The sequence below is a fragment of the Cytobacillus sp. FSL H8-0458 genome, from assembly GCF_038002165.1.
GTDB lineage: Bacteria > Bacillota > Bacilli > Bacillales > Cytobacillaceae > Cytobacillus.
Map to the genome: position 1 here is coordinate 2,184,875 of NZ_JBBOBR010000001.1, position 22,026 is coordinate 2,206,900.

17 protein-coding genes are annotated in these 22,026 nt (G+C 41.4%); 7 read left to right on the top strand and 10 right to left on the bottom strand.

Going from position 1 to position 22,026, the window contains the following annotated elements; genetic code table 11:
• Positions 1–432 precede the first annotated feature (432 nt).
• Entirely contained in the window at positions 433–1,815 is a 1,383-nt protein-coding gene (locus tag NYE23_RS10675; protein WP_341077731.1) for a hypothetical protein, read from the top strand.
• Positions 1,816–1,838: 23 nt separating this feature from the next.
• Here NYE23_RS10675 and NYE23_RS10680 read toward each other — a convergent pair whose 3' ends face one another.
• Both NYE23_RS10680 and NYE23_RS10685 read right to left on the bottom strand, forming a co-directional pair.
• Entirely contained in the window at positions 1,839–2,516 is a 678-nt protein-coding gene (locus NYE23_RS10680) for an NAD(P)-binding domain-containing protein (RefSeq protein WP_341077734.1), read from the bottom strand.
• 92 nt (positions 2,517–2,608) lie between these two features.
• On the bottom strand, positions 2,609–4,054 hold the full coding sequence (locus NYE23_RS10685) for a hypothetical protein (protein WP_341077736.1): 1,446 nt from the start codon (positions 4,052–4,054) through the stop codon (positions 2,609–2,611).
• A gap of 550 nt (positions 4,055–4,604) precedes the next feature.
• On the opposite strand from NYE23_RS10685, the gene NYE23_RS10690 reads away from it, so the two are divergent.
• The gene (locus tag NYE23_RS10690) at positions 4,605–5,411 is read left to right on the top strand and encodes an aspartate dehydrogenase (RefSeq protein WP_341077738.1); all 807 of its coding nucleotides are present in this window, start codon (positions 4,605–4,607) and stop codon (positions 5,409–5,411) included.
• Between the two features lie 30 nt (positions 5,412–5,441).
• Here the strand turns inward: NYE23_RS10690 and NYE23_RS10695 are convergent, their stop codons facing one another.
• Entirely contained in the window at positions 5,442–6,116 is a 675-nt protein-coding gene (locus tag NYE23_RS10695) for a GntR family transcriptional regulator (protein ID WP_341077740.1), read from the bottom strand.
• 102 nt (positions 6,117–6,218) lie between these two features.
• Positions 6,219–6,839: a spore protease YyaC gene (gene yyaC, locus NYE23_RS10700; protein ID WP_341077741.1), complete on the bottom strand. Its 621-nt coding sequence runs from the start codon at positions 6,837–6,839 to the stop codon at positions 6,219–6,221.
• Between the two features lie 285 nt (positions 6,840–7,124).
• Between yyaC and NYE23_RS10705 the strand changes: the two genes are divergently transcribed.
• The gene (locus tag NYE23_RS10705) at positions 7,125–7,277 is read left to right on the top strand and encodes a hypothetical protein (protein ID WP_341077742.1); all 153 of its coding nucleotides are present in this window, start codon (positions 7,125–7,127) and stop codon (positions 7,275–7,277) included.
• A gap of 35 nt (positions 7,278–7,312) precedes the next feature.
• On the opposite strand, the gene NYE23_RS10710 is transcribed toward NYE23_RS10705, so the two are convergent.
• Positions 7,313–8,437, bottom strand: a complete 1,125-nt coding sequence (locus NYE23_RS10710) for a M14 family zinc carboxypeptidase (RefSeq protein WP_341077743.1) — start codon at positions 8,435–8,437, stop codon at positions 7,313–7,315.
• A 352-nt stretch (positions 8,438–8,789) separates the two neighbouring features.
• On the opposite strand from NYE23_RS10710, the gene NYE23_RS10715 reads away from it, so the two are divergent.
• The 3 genes from NYE23_RS10715 to NYE23_RS10725 all read left to right on the top strand — a co-directional run bounded on the left by NYE23_RS10715 (position 8,790) and on the right by NYE23_RS10725 (position 10,632).
• Entirely contained in the window at positions 8,790–9,695 is a 906-nt protein-coding gene (locus NYE23_RS10715) for a DMT family transporter (protein ID WP_222497515.1), read from the top strand.
• Positions 9,696–9,795: 100 nt separating this feature from the next.
• Complete coding sequence (locus NYE23_RS10720) at positions 9,796–9,978, top strand: hypothetical protein (protein ID WP_341077744.1); 183 nt, start codon at positions 9,796–9,798, stop codon at positions 9,976–9,978.
• A gap of 141 nt (positions 9,979–10,119) precedes the next feature.
• Complete coding sequence (locus NYE23_RS10725) at positions 10,120–10,632, top strand: acetamidase/formamidase family protein (protein WP_341077745.1); 513 nt, start codon at positions 10,120–10,122, stop codon at positions 10,630–10,632.
• 52 nt (positions 10,633–10,684) lie between these two features.
• On the opposite strand, the gene NYE23_RS10730 is transcribed toward NYE23_RS10725, so the two are convergent.
• The 4 genes from NYE23_RS10730 to NYE23_RS10745 all read right to left on the bottom strand — a co-directional run bounded on the left by NYE23_RS10730 (position 10,685) and on the right by NYE23_RS10745 (position 19,718).
• Positions 10,685–11,932, bottom strand: coding sequence for a helix-turn-helix domain-containing protein (locus NYE23_RS10730; protein WP_341077746.1), 1,248 nt, complete (start codon positions 11,930–11,932; stop codon positions 10,685–10,687).
• A 108-nt stretch (positions 11,933–12,040) separates the two neighbouring features.
• Positions 12,041–16,225: a S8 family serine peptidase gene (locus NYE23_RS10735; protein WP_341077748.1), complete on the bottom strand. Its 4,185-nt coding sequence runs from the start codon at positions 16,223–16,225 to the stop codon at positions 12,041–12,043.
• 838 nt (positions 16,226–17,063) lie between these two features.
• Entirely contained in the window at positions 17,064–18,008 is a 945-nt protein-coding gene (locus NYE23_RS10740) for an alpha/beta hydrolase (RefSeq protein WP_341077749.1), read from the bottom strand.
• 63 nt (positions 18,009–18,071) lie between these two features.
• Complete coding sequence (locus NYE23_RS10745; RefSeq protein WP_341077753.1) at positions 18,072–19,718, bottom strand: flavin-containing monooxygenase; 1,647 nt, start codon at positions 19,716–19,718, stop codon at positions 18,072–18,074.
• Positions 19,719–19,893: 175 nt separating this feature from the next.
• Between NYE23_RS10745 and NYE23_RS10750 the strand changes: the two genes are divergently transcribed.
• Positions 19,894–20,589, top strand: coding sequence for a LuxR C-terminal-related transcriptional regulator (locus NYE23_RS10750; protein WP_341077755.1), 696 nt, complete (start codon positions 19,894–19,896; stop codon positions 20,587–20,589).
• A gap of 66 nt (positions 20,590–20,655) precedes the next feature.
• Here NYE23_RS10750 and NYE23_RS10755 read toward each other — a convergent pair whose 3' ends face one another.
• Positions 20,656–21,930 carry an L-cysteine desulfidase family protein gene (locus NYE23_RS10755; protein WP_341077757.1) on the bottom strand — a complete coding sequence of 425 codons (1,275 nt, stop codon included), beginning with the start codon at positions 21,928–21,930 and terminating at the stop codon, positions 20,656–20,658.
• Between the last annotated feature and the right edge of the window lie 96 nt (positions 21,931–22,026).

The following is a 22,026-nucleotide window of genomic DNA, read 5'->3' on the forward strand; positions in this document are numbered from 1 at the left end:
CCTTGATTCATCTGAGTCTTGATGTGGGGGTCTTACTGCCCGTTAGACTGCGATAAAACTTCTTAAAACCCGGGGGAAGCCGCACTTCTTCCGGGTTTGCTGTTCACAAATAATAATTTTTATAAAAGAAAAAACCGCCAAAGCCTGGCGGCATAATTAGAATTTTAATGTTCTTCTTAAACGGGCTAATTTTCTTTCAGTTTTCTCAATTGCATATTTGGATCCAAAAAGAAAATGGAACATCGGGGCAGGCTCCTTTTTTTCTCTTACCTGTTATCATTATTATATGATGAATTTTTTAGATTTACAATAAGATCGTATACCAAATACCAAAATAAATGAATATTTGTGACTGATTTTTGAACAAAAATATATGAATTTAGATTTTGGTATACAATTTTTGTTGAATTCAATTAAATGAGGGTGTCTGATATGCTAAGAGTTTTATTTTTGACAGTGATTGCTTTATATTTGCTGTCCACCTTGCTTCCGCGGTGGAATATTGATTCCCTCCTTTCTATCTTGTGTTTTATCATCGTCGTTTTGACATTCCGGCTAACGAAAAAATTTGTTCAGATTCTCGGGGGCGTTTTCCTGACTTTTGGTGCAGTCCTGCTCTGGACAAGCAACTCAGAGTGGCAGCTGTATATTTTTGCTTTTGGACCAATGCTTGATTTGCTTACCATGTTTACTTTAATTCCCATTTTGGGGATTCCTGTTAAACTGGGACGATACGGGGAAGGCATCCAGGCCATCATTCAAAAACGAATAAAAACATCTGGTCATTTGTATATGATGACTTCTGGAATCTCTTACTTCTTCAGCATTTTCATGAACCTTGCCACCCTGCCCATGACTTATTATTCTATCAGGCCGGCACTGGGGAGCTTTCCGGTAAGAAATAAGGAGCGGTTCATGAGCAGGGCTATTTCCAGAGGGTTTGCAATGCCTTTAATTTGGGCGCCTGTAACTCCTATTGTGGGGATCGTGATAACGATGACGGGGGTCAGCTGGGGATCCATCCTCCCATATGTCATTCCGCTGAGCATATTAGGATTAGCAATGGATTGGTTTATTGGATCCCGTCAGTCCCAGCCAATGAAACTCCCGCACTCTGCAGAAGAATCTGTGCATGAAACAGCTGCAGCCCTGGAAGTGACAAATGAAGGGCGCCCGGGCAGGGTTTTTCAGATCCTGGTGGCAATCGCTATATTTAATGTCCTCGTATCCTTTGCAGAGACACAAGTTTCATTGCCATTCTTAATTCTTGTTTCACTGATCGTCATTCCATTTGCTTTCAGCTGGTCCCTTTTTTTACGTAAAGGAAAAGAATTTGGCCGTCAGCTGTCTGACCATTTCAATTCCTTCGCGATGAGCATGAAAGATCAATTTTTCATCTTTTTATCAACAGGCTTTTTTATCTCAGCGATTAATATTTCGAAGACAAATGAAATCCTTTTTGACTGGATTGCAGCTTTTATAAGTGTGGCAGGAGTCGAGATTTTCCTGATCATACTGCCTCTGATTCCTTTAGGGCTGGCCTTTCTGGGCCTCCATCCAGCCGTTTCCCTGGCATTGATGATTGAAGGAGTAAACCCGGAAGCTATCGGTATTTCTCCTCATATCCTGACAGTGGCAATGCTGTCCGGCGCCGTTTCCGCCTTCTTAGTAGGGCCATATAATGCCACTCTTGGTCTCATGTCTAACATTATCAAAGTCGATTCCTATAAAGTATCGAGCTGGAATCTTCCTTTTGCGGCAGTTTATGTTGCATGTGTAATGTTCTATTTGTTTTTGCTGGAAAGATTGCTCTAATAGGAAAAGCTGCTGAAAATTAATCAGCAGCTTTTCCTATTATACTCCTGTATTTCCTTCACAATTTCTTTTGCAAAATGCCCCAAAGTGCCTTCGCTGTAAGAGCGTATGACTTCCGGTGCAAGGGAAGTAAGTCCTCTTTTAATATAAGCTGGGTGATACCCTTTGCCTGTCAATTCATTCTCAATTTCAACAGCGGTTTTCACAGCATAATAGGTTGCCAGTTTATTTATTTCTGCTACTCTCTCTTCACTGTCTTTTATGATTTCCCCCACTGATCTGAATAGGTCCTGTATGGGAGCAGGGAGATGGTCCTCAGTAATAAATAATCCCTTTCCATTCTCCATTAAGTCTCTTGAATGCCCCATGTATTTCAACCCAAACACCTTACAGGAAGGGAACCTTTCTTTTATCCTTTTCGTTGGAAGAGCGGTCGCCATATTAATGAAAGCAATCGAAGAATTCTCCGGAATTATGCAATCCATAAAAGGAATTACTTTTCCAGCCGGCAAAGCGAGCAGAATAATATCCAATTGTCTCATCTCGTTATCAGTTAAAGGATGTGCGTTAGGAAACTTTTCAGCAAATTGTTCTGCCTTTGACCTGTCGGGATGAAAAATACCTATTGAAAGGTTTGATTTATGCCAGTGAGTCATCATCGCTGCACCTAATTTCCCTATACCTGCTAAGCCAATTTTCAAATCTTCACTCCTCTCTTTATAAAAAAGGCTATCCCCTTAGTTAGTTTATTCTAACTTTGCAGGATAGCCTAGTTTTTTTCAAGCTTAGGGTTTTACCAGATTAATATGGCAATTAATGTTGCGATAAATAAACTGGCGACGACTGGAATAAAGTTTTTCCTGGCCAGCTCCAGCGGTGAAAGCTGCAGGAATCCTGCTACTGCAACAAGCGAAGACCAGGCAACAATCGTTCCTCCACCCCAGATGGCACCCATTTGTCCGATGGCAGCTAATGTGGAAGGATCAATATGGCTACCACTTGCTAATGCACCCGATAAGGCACCCGTTAACGGCAGCCCGGAAAAACCGGACCCATCAAGGCCCGTGATCAGACCGACAATCAACAAGCCAAATCCTGCTATAAAGGCATTCTCAGGAATATAAGCCTGGCCTGCCTGTATCATATCAAATAAAAAAGCAGGTTTGGCAGCGCTTTCATCCAATGATAAAATGGTGCCGGTAAAGTCTGAGCTTCCCATAAAGAAGAATCCTGCTATTGGAATTACCGGGGCCATCGCCCTGAAGGCAAACACGAAGCCTTCCGTTAAATGCTCGCTTATCTTATCTAAAGCATGGATGCGATTAAATGCCACAGTGGCAAGCACTAATAAAAGAGTCGCAACACCGCCAATAAAAGCAGCTCCATCTGTTCCTTCAAAGCCTGACCCACCTGTTAATTTTGTTGAGAACATATAAATCATAACACCCAGCATGGATAAAGGCACTAATACAGCAAAAACCTTGCCCCATGTATTTTTTCTCTGAATGATTTCAGCACTTTCTTCAGCCGTAGCCGCAAGCTCATTCGCTACACCAAAGAAAGCAACATCTTCAGGGTTTAGAGAGGAGTCATGGTTCACATTTTTCACGATTGATTTTCTATGCGCCACATAAACATAGGACAATGCGAGTACACCTGTAATGACGGAAAGAACCAGTGTTTTATCTGCAACCATCGCTTTATCAATTCCAGCTGCTTTAGCACTGAGCATCGGTGCTACCTGCATGATATAGTCTGATGACAATGCCATTCCCTGACCAGCAATGACAATAACCATGGCTGCCGTCATTACAGGCAGCCCAGCTCTGACTGCTGCGGGTACAAGCAGGGCACAGATAAGCGGGACAGCAGGTGTTGGCCAGAAAAACAGAGAAATTACATAGGTTGTAACCATTAATACTAAATAGGAAATATGCCCATTCACCATAACCTTTTCAATCGGACCAATAAGCCTCTTGTCAGCTCCCAAATCCTTTAATGAATTGAGAAGCGCGATCATGAGAGAGATAATTAAGAATATGCTGAATAGCTCTTTTGCTGCGAGGAGATTAGCGTTAAATACAGCCTGAAAGCCAGCAATCAGACTGCCTTTATAAATGACTGCCACAAAGAAAGTTCCGATGATTACCGGCAAGACAACGCCTCTTCTGAAAAGCATCGTGGCGATGACAGACACAGTAACAATTGCATAGATCCAATGAGCAAATGTTAACTCCATATATTCCCCTCCGTTTTTCGTTATAAAAAATAACTTTCTATAAAAGATTGCAAAAGACAGTTTGCAGGAGGCATGAACTGTTTATCTATAGCTGACTATGTAATACCCCGAATTTTGGCTTCACCAGAAGGACTTGTAACTTTTGCCAAATAGAATACAGCATTTGGTAGATTGTATACCAAATTGACCAAAAAACAAAAAAGCGCTAATCATGGATGACTTGGTTCTCTGCTGATGCACTTCTTTTTTCATACTATATAAATCTCTAATGCTCTTTGGATGTGCAGATCCCTATCATATGCTTCCATCGTCCAGAACAAGAGGACTATAACCACCTCCTCTTTTCACTATTTTTAACTTGTATACTATAATAACACTAAAATTAACTATTGTGCAAATAATTTTGAAAATTTAGATGTTTTAATATTTTCTATAAAATTTATTGCTCTCTTAATCGTTTTAAGTTAAAATTTAGAATAAAATTGCACAATGTATATCGTATACCAATTTCAGATGCCTATAAAGCTAATCCCAAGAAGGAGTGAAGAACATGCTTAAAGCAGGAATCATCGGTTATGGAACGCTTGGGAAAACCATTGCGGAATTAATAATAGCCGGCCATGCCGGCAATGTGGTGTTGAAGTCTGTACTGGTTAGAAGTAATAAACATGCAGATCATTCCGACAAACAAACATTTACCCTTACATCAGATGAAGGCGACTTTTTTAATGGGGATTTAGATATTATCATAGAGTCAGCGGGTCATGAGGCTTTACATCTTTATGGGGAAAAAGTGCTGTCAAATGGAAGTCATCTTGTAGTGCTTTCCGTTGGAGCATTAGGAGACACTGGTTTTTATGAAAAACTGCAGGCTGTGGCCATGCAGCATAACCGGCAGATCTTTATCCCCTCTGCAGCTATAGCCGGTCTGGACAGGATTGCAGCAGGGGCATTGGGTGAGATTGAGGATATTACTTTAATTACAAGAAAGCATCCGCGCAGCTGGAAAGGCACGATTGCGGAAGAAAAAGTAGAGCTGAATATGCTGACTGAGCCTTTTTGTATTTATGAAGGGAATGCCCGGGAGTCATCCAAGCTGTTTCCGCAGAGCGTGAATGTTTCAGCAGCCCTTAGTCTTGCAGGAATTGGCTTTGAAAATACAAAGGTGAAGGTGTATGCGGATCCGACTATCCAATCGAACACACATACCATCAAGGCTAAGGGTTATTTTGGCGAAGTGGAGATATCCGTTTCGAATGTTCCTTATGAGGAAAATCCAAAATCCAGTCCAATTGTCGCCATGAGTGTGGCTAAGGTTTTAAAAAATTTGACTTCGCCATTCGTGATTGGAATTTAATAAAAAATAAAAAAGAGCTGAGGCTCTTTCTTATTTTTTGTCTTCATTCTGCTGAACCGCTTCAATATATGCTTTTTTTGAATTCTCAATATGTATTTTGGTCAGATATTCAGCCATTTCCATTTCTTTATTGACGATGGCTTCCATAATTTTTAAATGCTCCTCCATGGACTGCTTTGCCCTGCCCGGATTTTTATGCCCAATTTTGGCAAATGCACGAATGTAATCGGATAATCCGCTCAGCATCTCATAAAGCTTCACATTTTTAGCAGAACTATATAGGAGATGATTGAGTTCCCTATGTAATTCAGAAGCATCCTCTTCAGGATTGTTCAGGTATTCCTTGACCTTTTTTATGCTGCCTGTGAACTTGCTTACCATTTCATCATCCAGCTTCTGGACGGCCAATTTTGCTGCCAGTACCTCCAGTGATGATAATATGGTGAACACTTCGATAATTTCCTTTTCAGATATATCGGCAACGATTACGCCTTTTCTTGGGACTGTCTTAACAAAGCCTTGTGATTCCAGGCGGAACAGCGCTTCGCGAATTGGCGTCCTGCTGATATTTAACCGCTCAGCAAGCTCCCGTTCCACCAGCCGGTCCCCCGCTTTAAATTCCCCGTCTAGAATAAGATCCTTAATATGCAGATAAACCCTCTCACGTATCGAGATCAGATTATCTTCCGTCCAATTGTTAACCATCCCTTTCCCTCTTTCTCTCTTTAGTAACCTTACTGCCCATTATAACTTACCTGTCAGGGTAACAGCAATTTTTTGGGTAATTTACCAAGGAGTTCTTAATGTTTACGGCACATTCATTTTTTCTATCTCTCCTCTGGAAGTCCGGTCATTAGCTGCTACACGTGAAATAATTTCCGCTATGATTTCAGCCAGTTTTAGGACCATATATAATCTCGTGTTATTCAATGAGTGCACTGGTGTTAATGGATCCAGTGTATTTACAATGGCCTTCAAATGATAATCACCCACACTCGGAAGAGCCCGATTCACTGCATTCCCTGGAATAAAGGATCCTTCTCTTATTAAAATATAACCGATTTGCCGTTCGTCTCCGAGGCAGGCGTCGATGCCAAATATAAACGGATTATGGTGCGTTTCTTCTATTTCTTTAAGAACCTTTTTGATATTTAATGCGTGCACCGGATCCTTTAGAGTCCCATAAACTGGATAGTGAATATTCTTTTCTTTAAGGATCTTCCCTGCCAGGGGCCCAAGAGAGTCTCCTGTTGACCGGTCCGACCCGATGCACAAAATAACGATTTCCCTGGATGTGCTGTAAAAAATCTGTTCCAGCTTCGATACCATCTTTTCAATTTCCGCTTCTTCCGTTGTTTCTTTGATTGAAATGTAACTTGCTGCATTGATGACATTTTTCTTAGGTTTGCTGGATGAAAAAGGCCACATTTTGGTCCCCCCTTTCCCGGTAAAGGTTATATATTCGAATCAGCATTAAATAAAAACTAAAATGACAATTGTTCTTAGTTTATATAATGAAAGAAGCAATTGTAAATTTTTTAGCCGGTATATTATGTATTACCCGGACTTTCGGTGACATATCCACGGACTTTTTTTATATCTTTTTTTAATCATAACCGATGCCCAAGCTGAAGTTCATCACCTTTATAAATCCTTTTGAAGAATATTTTAGATACTTAAACAAACCATAATTTTTATGGAGGTGAAATTAAAATGAAAAAGGATAAAATTAATGAAGGAATTGATAATCAAAATGGTGCTTCCCAAGATATAATGATGAATCGGGTTAATCAGGTTTTTGACAAAATGGCCGAAGATGTAAGGGGGATGGTTGGTGAGAGCACTAGCAGAAAGAATAAACGATAAAAGAAGCTGGCACCATGACCAGCTTCCCCATTTTTTTAAAACCCTGAAGATTCCACAGGTACTATCCCATTATAATCTGTCCAATAGCCTGCTAAAGGATAAGCTGGGATCTCATTCCATTTCGCAGGATCCACTTTATTTACCTCTCCTGTTACATAGCCATATACTAAGGATTTTAAAGCTAAATAGTTTTGTTTTGTTAGATATCCGTTTGATTTCTGCCCTAGGCTTCCATCGCTTGAATTGCCTTTTGTTTCAAAAAATATGGCCGGATGGCTGTGATTGTCAGGATTCAAGTCGTTATAGTTCAATCCCATCATCATGGCCGATACAACTCCGCCTTTAATGTCAATGTCATAGCCAACCTGATTCTCACTATCAACAATTTGGTAACGGTCAATATGCGTGTAGCCGTATCCTTTCATTTCATCATACACATATGCCATCATCTGTTTAGTAATATCATTGTACGTTGTTTCATTTGGCAATGTTGGCCCGTCTGGTGCTAAAGATATTCCTAAGGAGAAAGATGTCGCTTCATTTGTTCCATAAATTTTCTTTAAACCTTGATGATGCAAATCAATCGCAAAATCCGGCTTCAATTCTGCCCAATAAGAATAGACAACTTTTGATTCCTTGGCTTTAAAGCCTCCATCTACCCAATCGCGATTTAGGTCCAGAGACTGGCCCGTTTCCATAATCTTAGTGCCGCGGGTATTCATCTCTGCACCATCAGGATTGTACATCGGAATGAAGTATAGTGTGGACTCTTCCAGAACGGTCTGTACATCTTTGGAATTGCTGCTCGCATAATTTTTTAACAGCTGAAGTGCTGCCTCTGTAACCAGTTTTTCATTTCCATGGATTTGAGCCTGAATCCAGATTTTCTTTTTTCCTGCTCCAACCTTGGCAGCATAAATGCTTCTGCCCTGCTCCGATTTTCCAAAGCGATCAAGTGTAAAGACTTCAACCTTCCCTTTGCTTGTCTGTTCAATACTGTTAAGCTCTTTCACCACATCTTCATAGGAAAGCATGCTGTTAATGTTCGTGTTTCCACTAGTTGATGGCCCTCCTGGTACTGTTGCCGCAAAGGAAAGCGATGAGAACAGCAAAATAAAAAATGCTGTCAGCAAGCTTATTTTCCCTGCTCCTTTTTTCATATGTATTCACCCCTTCTTTGCCCCTTTCTTCGGGACTCTAAAGAAAGAATAAGGGATGGGCTTGTCCTTGGACAGAGAAAAAAGAATGAATTTTCCATCAATTTTAAATACAGTTTTTCAATGTTTAGCAGAGTGATTGAGAAGAAAGAACTGTTTTATTCTTTAAATCGATAAAGCGAGACAAAAACCAACATATTCTACCCATCCTTTTATCCTATAACTGGATTTGAAGTTCCTGTAATAAAAAAATAACTATTTCGACTTTCGAAAAAGGTGTTATAATACTATTTATAAAATTTTACAGAAATGAAGGCGAGTTCGTTTGAAAAAGAGATTATGGCTTATTTATGGAATGCTGACTTTGGCTACTGCAACATGGGGCAGCGCATTTATTGCCGGCAAGTTTGCTGTTCAAAGCTTTGAACCTGCAACCGTTGCATTTTTGCGTTTTTTGGGAGCTGCCATCCTGCTTTTTCCACTCATGTGGATTATGGAGAAAGACCGGAAACGACCAAATTTAAAAGATCATGGACTGTTTGCTCTCTTGGGCCTGACTGGAATTGCGCTGTATAATATTTGTTTCTTTCTGGCTACAAAGCACGCACCCGTGATTAAAAGCTCATTATTTATTGCATCAAACCCGGTTCTTATCGTCCTTTTATCTGGACTATTCCTGAAAGAAAAAATTACGAAAAATCATATCATTGGAATGGCCGTTGCTTTAACAGGTGTAGTGTTTATTATTACTGATGGCCATTTGCTCTCACTCTTCCAATATGGCTTTGAACCAATTGACTTTGTATTGCTGGGGGCTGTGATCAGCTGGGCCATCTATAGTGTTGTGGGGAAAGTGGTCCTGAAGAAGTTCAGCTCAGTAGAATCCACCACATATGCAGTTGCCTATGGCACCTTATTTCTTTTGCCATTTGCTTCTGCAGAAACAACGTGGATGGATCTTCAGCAAGCCAGCTTTACGACTTGGGCTGCTATTGCTCATATGAGTATCTTTGTTACCGTGGTTTCATTTGTCATGTATTATAACGGGATAAAAGAGGTCGGAGCGGCCAAGGCTTCCATTTTTATTAATGTGATGCCTGTGTCTGCTGTTATCATGGCTACAGTCTTTTTGGGTGAAACGTTCACCATTGCGCATGGAATAGGCGCAGCCTTTGTTCTTACGGGAGTATATATAGGAACAAACGCGAAAATGTTCCAAAGAAAGATGAATAAACAAACCATGAAAAATAAGACTGCCTAGTAATTTATAAGATCTTAAATTTCATAATCCTGCAAGGAGAAACAATCTATGATTCATACACTTACTATAAAAGACGAGAATCTACACGGCTCTTTCAGCAATGAGTATAAACCTATTCCAATGGGGCTACTCAAGCTCAAAGGAAGAAGAAAGAACCATATTTAATTCCAAAGAGAACGAGGAAAAGCCAGGCCATCCCATGGTGGGCCCCATTAAGATTCATGGAGCAGAACCAGGAATGGTTTTAGAAGTGAAAATCAATGATCTTGTGCCTGGCTGGTAAGGCCGGAATTGGGCAGGAGGAAAAAAGAGCTGGCAAAATGACCAGCTGGGATTAACAGAAACAGAACGTATTCAGCTGGATTGGGAACTAAACCCTACAAATAGGACGGGCACCTGCCAGATTGGAGGGCGTCCATTTCATGTGGCGCTTAATCCATTCATTGGACTGATGGGAGTTGCACCTGCAGAACCAGGCGTGCATTCCACTTCCCCTCCCCGCTATTGCGGCGGAAATATAGATTGCAAGGAGCTTGGCAGAGGAAGCACTTTATTTTTGCCGATTTATGTGGAAGGTGCCCTTTTTTCAATAGGCGATGGTCATGCAGCCCAGGGAGGTGGAGAAGTATCCGGAACAGCAATTGAATGCCCTATGGATCTGATAGATATAACTTTAACGGTAAGAGATGATTTTAAGCTTTCGAGGCCTAAGGCTCTTACACCAGCCGGATGGATTGCATTCGGATTCAATGAAGATTTAAATTTGGCAGCGTCAGAAGCTTTGAATGGAATAGTAGAATGGATCCAGGAGATGCATAAAGTAGAAAAAGCAGAAGCATTAGCTTTATCAAGTGCCGTAGTCGATCTAAGAGTTACCCAGATTGTCAATGGGGTAAAGGGAGTCCATGCTGTACTGCCGCATGGGGCGATCAGATAGAAAATATTCAGAAGGCTTGTTACCGAATTGCGGTAAACAAGCCTTTTGTTATTTAATCATGATCATAATAGCTTTTTTGTTTATGTATAAACGAACGGGCGAGTTCAATTGCCTTTTGAGCATCGCCTTTTTTTGAGTAAAAATGAAAAAGCTTTTTCTCATAATGGTCGATTAAAATGCCGTAGCCAATATTTTTAAAGTATGGCAGTGCTGTTTCTTCAATAAATTGATAGTAATGCTGTTCTTCATTTTTCAATAAATGAAGATGTAGCTGAAAATAAATCCAGGTATATGAATCACCAGCTTTTGCCCTCTCCAAGCCTTCTTCAGCTAATTTTATTAACTTATTTCGGGACTTGAGTTTCCCTTTATAACAGGTATGGATATATCCGTCTAAAGCAGTCAGATAGTGAGGGGAGTTTTCAGCGGTAAGCTTTAGTGCTTCTTCATAGAGACCGGCTGATTCCCGATATTTCTTCCGGCGAAAATATTCAAATGCCAGATTATGATAAAGCTTGGATTTACGATCACCTGAATTACATGCATCACAAAGTTTTATTAGCTGTTCATATTTCTCCTTCGTTTCATGAAAATCATGAAGTTCCTTCGCATTTAGCTGAACAATAAGCAGCATTTCTGTATCAATAATGCGGAGAATGTTTAAGGTTCTTTGAAAATATTGAAGAGCCTTTTTGCCATAATAATAGGCTGTGATATTGGAATGGATTGAGTGGTAAGCAATCGCTAAATGGTAATAGTATTCTTCGTAGCTATACTGTTCTCTGTCAATGGAAGCTAAACAGCTGATACAGTCACGGTATTGCCCTGTAAGAAAGTAATAAATGCCCTGGATATGCTTCAGCAGATTAGCATCATGAGGTGACAAGGCAGAAGAAGCTTTATTAAGATCCGAAATTAATTCTGATGCTGAAACCAAATCACTCACAGATAAATAGTACCTGGCAGACAGCAGGCGATATAGTGTCTGAAAGTCAGGCATATGAATTTGTTTTTCATCCTGCAGTTCTTTTTTTATCTGTTCAGATTCCTGTATTCGCTGCATGATCATGCTCTCATGCCATTCATTCAGTCTCTTGGCAAGCTGATGATATCGAATTGTTTCCTCTTCAGGATCAATGCCGAGCCTCCTGGCCAGATGATGCGTAATCTCCACAGAGAATTCGGTAATTCCCCTTTCAATTTTGCTTAAATGGGTGACAGAACAAATTCCTTCCCCCAGCTGACCCTGAGTTAGACCTGCTTTTTCCCTATAGAACTTAATAATTTTCCCAATGATCATGCGGCACCTCGGTATAAAGTTTCTATTATTATAGTGAATTCATCATTGATTTTCTATAGGTTAATAGAAACAGGCAGGAGAACCTGTCTCCCGCCTTCTGCTAAATTCTTATTTTTCTTTTGGCTCTAATCCAATCAATTTTAAGAAATCCGCAAGGCCTTTTTTTCCAATTGTTTCTTTCGGCTGATTTCCATGTCCTGCTAACGAGCCTTTCTTCAAGAAATTCTTTTCAATCCATCTGACATCTGTTTCATTAATCACCCCATCCTGGTTAATATCGAGATGCGGGTTTTCAGTGCCTTTTTTGCCATAATGATCAACAGCTTCTTTCAGATCCCGAATATCAACAATCTGATCCTGGGTAACATCCCCTGCAACGTTATCTTCAGGATTAATTCTTACATACAGGCCTTGCTGCTCTCCTTCTTTTTCGATGCTTGCCATTACATTTTTATACTCAGCTATATGGCCAGGAACCTCTACATAGACCGCATAGGCTTTTTTATCTGCTGGCACAATGACCTCAAACAGCCCCCTGCTGTCCATTGATCCTTCATAGGTTTTTCCATCTGCATCTTTAGCGTAAACCTTTGTCTTAAGCTTAGTAAAATCATATTTGCTGTCAATCCAGCCTCCGGAATTCAAGAAAGCTTCTGGTGCTATATTGCCTGAAATACGTGAGTGTGATGAGACAAACTCAAAATGGTTTAAGCTGTAAGCCGGAATGGTTAGGGCTTCTGACTGACCTTGCTTCTGATAAGAAAGCTCCTTTAATCCAAAGGAGGTAAACCTTGTGAAATTAGTGTCGTCCACCATTTTAAAAGTAACATCAAGGAATGGCATATCTCCGCTGATTCCTTCAAAGCCTGCTTTTAAAAGAGATGCTCCGACTTTTACAGTAGATTTTGAGACAACTGGCTCATTTATTTTTATTTCAATTCCATTTTGATCTGCAAATGTTTGAAGCTCTGGATTTACTTTTACTTCCTGCAGCTCAAAGAAATCTAGATGAGGTTGAATCTCATATGAACCTGAGATAAAGTTCTTTACATTATTTAAATCAAGAGTCATGGTAATTTCATCATTCAGCTTCACACTGTTTTTATTAAAACGGCTGGCTGCATGTTCAGTGCCTTCCTTCATAAACACATACCGGGGAGATTTAAACATATTGGCTGCTGTTGCCATATCCCATGGGAATAGCCTTAACTGGTAAGGAGCCGTTTCATATTCTTCCGGAAGCACACCGAACTTCGTTGCGCCATCGTCATCCAGCGGCAGGAATCCGCTGATAAATGGTATTTCACTTTCATAATAAGCAGCTGTATTGGTTTTTTGGGTATAATCCATCCCTTTTGATTGCAATAGGTCCACTGTTTTATCGGTCACCTTTCCATGAACCCAGAATGCATGGTGGCCATCTTCAGTTGTTAACATGCTATCATTTATCTCAACCACTCCCGGTTCAATGTCAAGGTCTACTTCCGGAGGAGTATTGTCTACAATACCAATACTTTCATAGTGATAGGTTTTTCCTTCTGCATCGCGGCTGATCAGGTCAAGAACATATTCACCTTCCGGCAGTTTTTGAATGTAATCGGCAATCGGCTGATTCTTATTCCCTGTGAATGGATAAACAAGCCCTCTATGGCCAAAGAATATGAGATATTCTTTATCAGGCAGGGCTGCTCTGGCATCATAGCTTCCGACAATGCCGATAGCCTTTCCGGTTTTTGCATCCTTTACAACTAAATCGAATGTCTCCATTGAGCTTTTAAACTTAAAGACATAGTGCGTACCAGGCGCATAGTATTGGTGCATTGGTGTATCAGTCGTAATAGACGGCTGAAGCGGTTCTGCAAAATCAATGCCTTTATCAGTCACCTGGATCGCAAATGGAATTTGATAGCGATCTTTTGGATTATCCTGATTCACCACATGAATATATCCTTCATAACGCCCGATTTCAGCTGTTTGCGGAATTGTAATCGCTGCTTGTAATTGTTCCGTTTTTCCTGCTTGTATTGTAAACGATTCTGGATGGTCTACTTTAATATTATTTTTCACTCCATCCTGCACACCGTTCCGGGCTGAATGATATTCCACTGTAACATCATAGGATTGGTCCTGGCTGCCCTTGTTTGTCACTTGAAGTGTACGGCTATCCTTTATATCAGCACTGTCCAAATAGTGGTTTCCATAGCTGATGGAACCCGTGATTTCATCTGCCTCCACGTACTCTCCGTTTTCAACATGCTCTGTTTTATCCAGCACCTTAAATGAAACGTTAGAATGAACTGCCTGATAGGCATCCACACGGCCGGCACCAACTTCATACACGGAGTAATCCTTTTTTAAATCATCTGACGTATTCATTAATGCTGTTTTCACATCGAATGGATCAAGATTCGGATTATCCTGAAGCATAAGTGCCGCCACTCCTGCGATATGAGGAGTGGCCATGGACGTACCATTAAGGCGTGCATAGGCAGATGTGTAATCCTGGCCATCTTCTGGATGGTTCATAAACTCCGGATAGGTGGAGAAAATGGAAACTCCTGGTGCCACGAGATCCGGTTTAATATCATAATTGCTGTTGACAGGCCCTCTTGAGCTGAAGTCTGCAAGAGAATCTCCTTTTGTTTTAACCTCAGCGAGCTGTTCAAATGTGAGAGATGCTTCAGGATTCCCTTTTAAATAGTCTCCATCTGCTTTCGTAAGCTGGAATGTTGGAATATACTTGGTGTTTTCTCCTATGTAGGCAGGGATTTCACCTTCAGTGTTATTAAAAATGATGACAGCTGCTGCGCCTGCATTTTTGGCATTTTTCACTTTTTCCTCAAATGTCAGCTCTCCGCGTTCAATTAATGCAATTCTGCCAGCTAACTCTTTCCCGGTAAAATCCCCTGGTTTACCCAGTCCAGTAAACACAACAGGATACGATTTGCCTTCCAGACTTTTTAAGTCATCAGAAAAATTCCTGGCAAGTAATTTCATAGATTCAAAAACCTTGTCACCTGCACTGGCTTTAAATGCCGGAATGGAAATGGCTGCATCACTCGCACCTACTGTAATCCCAAACGCACTCGTACCTGGAGATCCAAGCGTCTTTTCACTCGGGCCCGCATTTCCGGCTGCCACAACGGAAACGACACCTGAAAGCATCGCGTTATTAATTGCCACTGATGTGGGATATAAAGCATCATTCACACTAGCACCAAGGGATAAATTAATTACGTCCATTCCATCCTCAACAGCTTTATCAATGCCTGCCAGCACTCCATCTGTCGTACCAGAACCATACGGACCGAGAACTCTGTAAGCAAATAAATCTACATCAGGCGCCACTCCTTTAACTGCATAATCAACTGCATTGTCTTTTTGCGCAGCAATTGTGCCGGAGACATGCGTACCATGGGAAGTATAATAAGCAGAACCATTTAGATACTCAGGCCTATTAGCCGCTTTCCATTCATCATAGGTCGCTTCCATTGGATCAGCATCATTATTGATAAAATCCCAGCCTTTCACAGAGTCAGGATCGACTGCTTTCGGATCTTGACCGTTTTCTGCACGGTACCCTTTATAAGAATCTGATAAGTCAGGGTGCGTATAATCAATTCCTGTGTCCAGCACTCCGACCTTGATTCCTTTTCCGGTAACCCCTTCATCGTGAAGCTTATCCACACCGATTTGGGGAATGCTGTCTGCCATCTTTGGCATTATGTTAGATTGCTCTGCTGATGGAAGGTCCAGCTGGATTTGTGCATTGCTCCATATTCTTTTTACAGTGCCTGATTGCAGGAGTTCATCAACAGCTATACCCGGCAGTGTCATGGAAACACCATTGAAAGCATTCTTGTATTTGCGTTTTACTTCAATTTTAGAAGTGTCATACAATGAACTGCTTTTCTTAGCCTTCAGCTTGCTTACATGGGCTTTGAATTCACTGTGGGATTTTTCTACTTTTTCTTTAGCTGAAAGGATAGAAAGTTTTTTGCCCTTTAAAGCTTCTTTCTTTACCTCCACCTTTGCAGGAGCTTGGTTAAATTCAACAATGACTTCGACCAGCTCAGGAGTGGTTGTATTTACTTCAGGGGAAATAACAAATCCAGGTCCTATCTCAAGCTGTTCTAAAGCATCCCTTTGTTCTTTCGAGAGGCTGCTTAAGATTTTCTCCGCTTCGTCCACCGTGATCTCCGGCTTCTGTGCAAGCACATTAAATGGAATGGAAGCAGTGAATAATAAACTTGCAGCCAGAGCCCCTTTTAATAGATTATTGCGTGACTTCATATTTCTCCTCCTGCTCTATAATTGATAGAAAAGTAAGAATACTTACTATATTCATCTTATAGGGGAGAGATGTGAACAGTAAATTGGGGTAATAAAAGAGGTACATTACTACTAAATTTAATATTTTCAGCTGGGATTTATTTTGAAAATAGGATGAAAAGCATCTTAATCGCCAATAGAAAAATTAAAATACGGAAGAATAGGAAATTGATTACCCCAAATTGGGAATGTTGGCCAGTTTGGGGGATAACTTTGATTTCTGTGCTATGACGAGTGTTTTCTTTTCTTTGCTACTTTTTTTCGTCATGAACACTCTATGCAACTTTTTTCCTTTCCTCCCTTCGTCTTCATGAAAACTTTATGGTGACCGTTTTCTTTTCCTCGCTTGAATTTTCGTCGTCATGAGCGCTCCATGACGACCGTTTTCCTTTCCTCGTCTTACTTTTCGTCGTCATAAATTCTCTATGGCGACCATTTTCTTTTTCCCGCTTCCCTTTTCGTCTTCATGAACGCTCCATGACGACCGTTTTCTTTGTCCCGCTTCCGTTTTCGTCTTCATGAATGCTTCATGAAGACCATTTTCTTCTCCTCCCTTCCGTTTTCGTCGTCATGAACGTTCTATGGCGACCGGTTTCCTCGCCTTACTTCCGTTTTCGTCCTCATGAACATTCTATGATGACTGTTTTCCATTCCCTCTTCCGTTTTAGTCTTCATGAACGCTCATGGCAACCACTTCCTTTCACCAATGAACCCTTCAATTAATCTGGCAATTAATTAATTTACAAAATGAACACAAAAAAAGACACTTCCAATCAGAAGTGTCCAATCTAAATATCTATTATTTCGAAGCGACACTGCCCTGGAACACACGCTTTAAAGCATCTGCCGCCTGCTCAATTGATTTTCTTCCCTGCTCCAGTACACCCGGCATCCAAAAGAATCCATGTATCATGCCGTCATATCTTTTTGATTCAACCGGGACGCCTGCTTCTTTTAAACGCTCAGCATAGGCCTCACCCTCATCACGCAGCGGGTCAAATTCTCCCGTTAACACCAATGCAGGCGGCAGTCCGCTTAAATCTTTTGCCTGCAGTGGAGATGCATATGGATTTTTTCCATCCTCTTCATTCCGCAAATAATGATTCCAGAACCACTCCATGCTGTCTTTCGTTAACAGGTAGCCGTCTGCATTTTCAGTATAGGATTCTGTTGCATAAGAATGGTTGGTTACAGGGTAAATCAGCATTTGATAGGCAAGTGAGATTTCTCCCCTGTCTCTTGCCATGAGAGCCACAACAGCCGCAAGGTTTCCGCCGGCACTGTCCCCGCCAACGGCAATGCGGCTTGGATCCACTCCAAGGGATGCTGCATTTTCAGCTACCCACTTTGCTGCAGCGTACGAATCATCTGCAGCTGCAGGAAATTTATGTTCCGGAGCCAGTCTGTAATCCACCGAAATGACCACACAATTGGCCATATTCGTTAATAGTCTGCAAGGAACCTCCACGGTTTCCAGGTCACCAATTACCCAGCCCCCTCCATGATAATATACTAGCGCAGGAAATGGACCTTCTCCTTGAGGAGTATATATTCGGACCGGTATCTCTCCACCAGGTCCCGCAATTTTTCTATTTTCAATCTTCCCTACTTCCTCCGGTTCTCCAGCCAGAGCGCTGAAATCTGTGGTAAGCCGGGCTTCCTCCGGTGATAGCTGGCTCATCGGCGGAGCTCCTGCGGCCTCCATCTGTTCCAGTAAAAATTTTGCCTGCGGATCTAATGCCATAATTATTTCCCCCTAAAAATATTTATTGACAGGGCAGGATTAATGCCTGCCCAATCCAAACACCTAATTCACAGCACTTTTTTCAGAAGCTGTAAGGATAAATCCTTCATAGCCTTTTTCGGCGACTTCATCACAAATCTTCCGGTAGGTTCCTACACCGCCAAGATAGATTTGAAAGCCCCTGGCTTTTCCTTCAATATTGGCACCCATGTACCACGAGTCTGTTTTGGTAAATAAAGTCTGTTCGGCAATTTCACGGCAGTGCTTGCTCCATGTATTTTCCGCCTCTTCTTTGACTTCGATGACAGCCTGGTTTTGTTCGCGCATATAGCTGATGCAATCAAATACCCATTCAACATGCTGCTCAATTGAAACCATCATATTGCTTAATACGGACGGACTCTCAGGTCCAGTCAGCATGAACATATTCGGGAACCCTGCTGTGCCGAGGCCAAGAAAGGTTCGAGTATGTGAGCCGCCTGCCCATTTCTCTTTCAGGGATACGCCGGCTTTTCCCCGGATATCCATCTTAAACAGCGGTCCAGTCATCGCATCAAAGCCTGTGGCAAACACGATCATGTCAAGCTCATATTCACCATCCGCAGTCTTAACGCCTGTTTCGGTGATCTCCTGAATCGGAGCTTTCTTTACATCCACCAGCGATACATTATCCCGGTTATAGGTTTCAAAATAATCTGTATCTATGATGGTGCGTTTAGTGCCATAATAGAACCTCGGAAGGAGTTTTTCCGCCACTTCAGGATTTGTGACTGTTACACGGATTTTAGAGCGAATGAACTCCGCTACGATTGCATTGGCTTCCGGAGATATGGACAAGTCATTATATGCGTAAGTTAGTTTAAGCAGTCCTCCTTGTTTCCAGGCTTCCTCGAAAACTTTTTGCCTTTCTTCAGGGGTTTCGTCAAACACCGAAACATTTCTTGGTTCCTCCGGTATGCCGGTAATGGAATGGCGCATTTTCGCTCTAATATCCGCGTAATTTTTCCTTATATTTTTCAGGTGTTCCGGATCATTCGGCGTATTCCTGGCAGGGCTGCTGTATTGCGGGGTCCGCTGGAATACGGTCAGGTGCCCGGCTTCTTTTGCAATGACAGGAATTGCCTGGATACCGCTGGAGCCTGTGCCGATAATGCCAACTCGCTTCCCTGTGAAATCCACTCCTTCATGCGGCCAGTGCCCGGTATGATGCCATTCGCCCTTAAAATTTTCCAGCCCTTTAAATTTAGGCACATTGGACGCTGACAAGCACCCTACGGCTGTAATAAAATATTGGGCAGAAACCTTTTCACCATTATTTAATTGGACGTCCCACCTTTTTTTCTTTTCATCAAATTGCGCGGATTGCACCCTTGTATTGAATTGCACATCACGCCGCAGATCAAACTTATCTGCTACATAATTTATGTAGCTTAATATTTCAGGCTGTTCGGCGTATTTTGCCGACCAGCTCCATTCCTTCAATAGTTCTTCAGAAAAAGTGTAATTATAATAGATGCTTTCAACATCGCATCTTGCGCCGGGATACCGATTCCAATACCATGTCCCACCTACATTATCGCCTGCTTCAAATACCCGGGTGGAAAAACCAGCCTCCCGCAAACGATGCAGCATATACAATCCTGAAAAACCAGCACCTACGACGACAGCATCAAAATCCTTGAGAGGGTTCGATTTTTGAAATGGTGACATACTTTCTTCCTCCTCATGAAATTAAATTAGTTGAAAGCGATTACATTTTTTCTTTTTAAAGAGTGCCTCCTCTCCAGGACTAATATTTTTACTCTATCTTAAGCTTACTATCATTCGTTTATATTGAATATTCATAATTTTCTATATATAATATCCCTATAAGGAAGGTGCTAATATGGCAATAGAGTCTACCATTTTGGATAATATCCAGAGCTTAGGAGATATCGAGAGTCATGAGGAAAAGCTGTATAAAATTCTAGAAGTCTATATGAACATTTTCCCTGTTAAAAACGCCTTTTTATTCCGGTATTCCCCTTTAGGTTTTATTGGTGAAGGAATCATCGCTATAACATGCCACGGCTTAATACATATCAGGGATATCAGGGATGATATTCGTTCATTGCCGCTTATTTACTCTGCCCTCTATGAAAGAAAAGCAAAATATTGTTCTGGGATTGAATATTTAAAGCAAATTAACATCAAATATATTACAACTTCCAATGTTAACTCTTTCCTCGCTATCCCCATCTGCTTTGGCGCTGTTCCTATCGGCTATATATGCACAAATGAATTTGACGAGCACGGAAATATGACTGATCAGCAGCTTTCTTTTTATACACAATTTGGTCAGCAAATAGGAAAAACTCTTGAAAAAACGGAAGGAAAAGAAGATGCCCGGCTATTAAGCAAAAGAGAAATGGAAGTCATGAAAAGAATTTCCTGGGGTGAAAGCATAAAGGAAATGGCTGATTCCATGTTTATCAGTGAAGTGACCATCAACCAGTATATTAAAACAGCTATCAGGAAACTGGGAGCTCAAAACCGGACACAGGCAATTGCAGAGATGTTTCGCAGAGGGATGATTTCATAATCCGTACATATTTATTCGCCGCACCAAAAAGGCCCCTTCCTAAAAAAAGGGGCCTCATTTGGCTGTTTATTTCTCCATCATCAATTTCAAAATTAGCTCATCGGTATGACGGGTGCCTTCATTTCCTAATTTGCAGAAACTCTCGATACTTTTTTCAACATCATCATGAATAAATCCATCGGTTGATTTGATTTCCTGATCGTTGAGTGCTAGAAGGGCAGATTGCACAGCTACATTGGAACAGGTAGATACTTTCATGGCACAGCCTGCTTTTGCTCCGTCACAGATCATTCCAGAAACATTCCCGATTGTGTTTTGTATGGCTGCTTTGATTTGCTGAAGCTGTCCATCCAGCAAATATACGATGGCAGCACTTGCCCCCATTCCTGCCGCAGTTACACCGCATAAAGCCGAAAGCCGGCCAAATTTTGATTTTATATGAATGGTTATCAAATGACTCAGTGCCACTGCCCGAATCATTTTTTCATTTGTAACCTTAAGTCTTTCTGCAGCAGCAACAACTGGAAGAGTGACTGCTATTCCCTGGTTGCCGCTTCCGGTGTTTGCCATAACAGGGAGTGTGGAGCCTGCCATCCTCGCATCTGACCCAGCTGCAGCCAAAGACATTGCAGCAGTGGCAATATCATCCGACAAAATCCCCATTTCCACATTCCTTTTTATCGTTTTCCCTACCCTTAGGCCGTATTCACCTGATAGGCCTTCCATTCCAATGTTCCGATTGAGCTCAATACTCTTTTTTACAAGTGATAAGGAATTGATTTCCGCACTAAGCACCCATTTATATATTTCATCAATGGTGAGTGCAATTAATTCATCTTCTTCAGATTGGATTCCTATATTTTCACATCCGCCCTGGTAGATAACTTCTCCATCAACCTCAATTAAAGTAATATTGCTGTGGTTATCAGAGATTACGACTCTGGAAGTCTGCACATCAGTTTTTACTTCAGCTTCGATATAAAGCCTTTTCGGTGTGTCCGCCTGGAAGGAAGTTACTTTTCCTTCTTCAATAAGTTTCAGAGCCGACAGCTCATCTTCTGGCCCCACTCCCTCTAATACTTCCAGCTTTCTTGCAGGGTCCCCTGCCACAGCGCCAATTGCCGCTGCGAAATCAAGACCATAGAAACTCATGCCGGGAATTCCGACTGATTTAGCATTTTTGATGATGTTTCCGCTCGCTTTTAAGCAAAGCTCTTTTATTTCCCCTTTAGCATGGCTCTTTGCAGTTGCTGCAGCGAGGGCAATCGCAACAGGTTCCGTACATCCAAGGGCAACCACTAATTCTTTTTCCAGAATTCTTAAGATTTTGTGCTTCTCCATTTTTCATACTCCTAAATGTTTAATGTAAAAGAATAAACTTTTACTATTATAATCCATATAGGAATAAATTAAGAGAGGCAATATTTCCTTCCACCC

Excerpts from the sequence above, each read along its gene's own strand:
- NYE23_RS10705 (WP_341077742.1), top strand. The coding sequence starts at position 7,125 with ATGAAAAAGGATAAAATTAATGAAGGAATTGATAATCAAAATGGTGCT.
- NYE23_RS10735 (WP_341077748.1), bottom strand. The coding sequence starts at position 16,225 with ATGAAGTCACGCAATAATCTATTAAAAGGGGCTCTGGCTGCAAGTTTA.
- NYE23_RS10740 (WP_341077749.1), bottom strand. The coding sequence starts at position 18,008 with ATGGCATTAGATCCGCAGGCAAAATTTTTACTGGAACAGATGGAGGCC.
- NYE23_RS10685 (WP_341077736.1), bottom strand. The coding sequence starts at position 4,054 with ATGGAGTTAACATTTGCTCATTGGATCTATGCAATTGTTACTGTGTCT.
- NYE23_RS10745 (WP_341077753.1), bottom strand. The coding sequence starts at position 19,718 with ATGTCACCATTTCAAAAATCGAACCCTCTCAAGGATTTTGATGCTGTC.
- NYE23_RS10675 (WP_341077731.1), top strand. The coding sequence starts at position 433 with ATGCTAAGAGTTTTATTTTTGACAGTGATTGCTTTATATTTGCTGTCC.
- NYE23_RS10710 (WP_341077743.1), bottom strand. The coding sequence starts at position 8,437 with ATGAAAAAAGGAGCAGGGAAAATAAGCTTGCTGACAGCATTTTTTATT.
- NYE23_RS10695 (WP_341077740.1), bottom strand. The coding sequence starts at position 6,116 with ATGGTTAACAATTGGACGGAAGATAATCTGATCTCGATACGTGAGAGG.
- yyaC (WP_341077741.1), bottom strand. The coding sequence starts at position 6,839 with ATGTGGCCTTTTTCATCCAGCAAACCTAAGAAAAATGTCATCAATGCA.
- NYE23_RS10750 (WP_341077755.1), top strand. The coding sequence starts at position 19,894 with ATGGCAATAGAGTCTACCATTTTGGATAATATCCAGAGCTTAGGAGAT.
- NYE23_RS10755 (WP_341077757.1), bottom strand. The coding sequence starts at position 21,930 with ATGGAGAAGCACAAAATCTTAAGAATTCTGGAAAAAGAATTAGTGGTT.
- NYE23_RS10720 (WP_341077744.1), top strand. The coding sequence starts at position 9,796 with ATGAGTATAAACCTATTCCAATGGGGCTACTCAAGCTCAAAGGAAGAA.
- NYE23_RS10730 (WP_341077746.1), bottom strand. The coding sequence starts at position 11,932 with ATGATCATTGGGAAAATTATTAAGTTCTATAGGGAAAAAGCAGGTCTA.
- NYE23_RS10715 (WP_222497515.1), top strand. The coding sequence starts at position 8,790 with ATGCTGACTTTGGCTACTGCAACATGGGGCAGCGCATTTATTGCCGGC.
- NYE23_RS10690 (WP_341077738.1), top strand. The coding sequence starts at position 4,605 with ATGCTTAAAGCAGGAATCATCGGTTATGGAACGCTTGGGAAAACCATT.